Raw genomic sequence first — 2,380 nt, forward strand, 5'->3', positions numbered from 1 at the left:
GATCGACTCGCCGATCAGGCCGATCTCCGTGACCTCTCCGCCATAGGTGTTCTCTGGAATCCCGTCAAAGACCACCGTCACCGGTTGGCCTACCGCGACCCGGTTGATGTCGATCTCGGACAGGCTGATGTCCACCAGCATTTGGCTCAAGTCAGCCAAGCCGAAGCCCGGCAACCCGGGCGAGACCTGATCGCCGGGTTTGACTTCGACCGAGGTCACCTGCCCGGCGAACGGCGCCGCGATCTGAGCCATCTCTGCTGTCGATTGCGCCGCAGCCACACGCGCCTTGGCGGCCACGATGTCAGCGGCATCCGCTCCGTCCTTCAGGCGGTCCCACTCGCGATTGGCGTCCCCCAGGCGCGCCTGGGCCTGCGCCACTTCGGCGTCGAGCAGCGCCTGGTCAATCGGCGAGGGGCGTCCGGTGTACCAGTTCAGGGCGCGCTTTGTGGAATCCAAATGCTGCTGCGCCTGCGCCACCATTTCGAGCGCGGCCGCCTTATTGGAGTCCTCCCACGGGTCTCCCCCCACGCGGCCGTAGGCCGAATTCGCGTTCTCCAGTGACTGCTCGGCAAGCACCAACCTCGCCCGCGCCAGATCCAGCGTGGCGGCGCTGGCGCGGTAGCCTTCTTGGCGGACGCGCCACTTGTACTCGGCGTCCTTCAGCGCGTCCTGCGCCTGCGCCAACGCCAGCTGGGCTTCGGCCTGCGGCGACCCCGACTGCAGCAAGTGGTCCAGCGCTCGTTGCGCCTCGACCAAATCCGCCTGAGCGGCGATCACCGATGCCGGGACCGAAGTCTGACGCAGCCTCGCCAGCACCTGGTCGACCTCAACGCGTTCGCCGACCTGCACGGTCACCTCTTCGACCGTACCGCTGGTCTCAAACTGCAGGCTGGCCGCTTGATTCGGACGGACGGTTCCCGTCGCACCCACGACGGCCGTCAGATTGCCCCGCTCGGCCGGCTGAGTCTGCAGATCCTCAGCCTGCGTCGGGCGCGCCGTGCACGCCTGAGCCACGGTCCCAACCACCAGCAAAACCGCCGTGCACAGGATGATCGTCCTTGGCCTGTTCCTCATTCCATTTTCCTTTTCCGCCCATTCCTTACCAGCCTATTATCCAGCGATGAAGAACGCGTGAAGCTGCAGGGGTTGGGCGTTCGCTCGATTCGAATCCGCCAATCTCGCGTTCCGGCTCACTCAGCCCCAGGTAATAAGCCCAACTCGACCGCGCAGGGCGATCCCGGATGCGCCACCCGTCACGACCGGTGGCTTGGGCGTCAGCTTGTCGGCGAAGGGGAAGAATACCATGTCCCTCGGGCGAAATTCGTTAAGCCCTGATGAGCCGGTCGGTCGCGCAGGCCGCCCCATAGCGCCTTGCAGCAGTTGCCGGCAGCCTCTCTCAAGCCCTCTTCCGGGGGGCGGACCGCTGCGGGGGATCCCCGCACAGGGGTTTCTGGCGGGATAGGACGACCTTCTGCCGGCCGTGTGACATCCTGGACTGATACAGTCCTACTTCGATGCATATCATCTGTACAAGTAGTCCGCGGAGGGGCGGTAATGCAGGCAATTCCGGGTGAGAACCTTGTTATTGACCGTAAGGCGCGTATGCGCATCCCGCTGGTGGATGTGGTTGCCAGGCCGGCCGAGGAGCGGGTTGCCGATTTTCAGGCGACCTACCTTCCGCTGACCGAAGAACAGGCCCGCCAGGCAGCCGAACGCTGCATCCATTGCCCAGACCCGGCGCCGTGCTACCAGGCATGCCCGGTCCATAATGACATCCCATCGGCCATGTGGCTGATCGAGCGGGGCGAGTTCTTGGCGGCGGCACAGGTCTACCGAAGCACCAGCTCCCTGCCCGAAGTCTGCGGCCTGGTCTGCCCCCATGAGGCGCTGTGCCAGGGCTCGTGTGTGCGCAGCAAGCGTGAGGAGCCGGTCTTAACCGGCGCGCTGGAGGCCTTTGTCACCGCCTACCAGCGGGCCAACGGCGGGGTCAAAGTCCCGGTGGGGGCGCCGACGGGGAAGAAGGTTGCCTGCATTGGCGCTGGCCCTTCCAGCCTGGCATGCGCTGAGCTGCTGCGGTGCGAGGGCCACGCCGTCACGATCTTCGAGGCCCTGCCCCACGCGGGCGGTCTGCTGATCTACGGCATTCCGAACTTCAAGCTCCCGAAGGAAATCGTGATGGCTCGCCTGGAGGACTACCGCAACGCAGGCGTCGAGTTCGTCACGGGTGTCCGGATTGGAAAGGACAAGACGATTGACGACCTGCTGGCCGGAGGCTATGACGCCGTGTACGTCGGCATCGGAACCGGCGTGGATGCGACCCTCGACGCCCCCGGCGCCGACCTGCCGGGCGTGTACCTGGCAACCGACTTCCTGATCCGGA

Annotated in this window: 2 protein-coding genes; one reads left to right on the top strand and one right to left on the bottom strand. The window is 65.5% G+C overall.

The window, feature by feature from the left end:
- A partial coding sequence (locus MUO23_13575; protein ID MCJ7513979.1) for an efflux RND transporter periplasmic adaptor subunit occupies window positions 1–1,074 on the bottom strand: 1,074 nt, incomplete at its 3' end.
- A 480-nt stretch (window positions 1,075–1,554) separates the two neighbouring features.
- Here MUO23_13575 and MUO23_13580 point away from each other — a divergent pair.
- Window positions 1,555–2,380: NAD(P)-binding protein (locus tag MUO23_13580; GenBank protein ID MCJ7513980.1), on the top strand; the 826-nt coding region annotated here is incomplete at its 3' end.

The organism is Anaerolineales bacterium (genome assembly GCA_022866145.1).
Taxonomy (GTDB): Bacteria; Chloroflexota; Anaerolineae; order Anaerolineales; family E44-bin32; genus PFL42.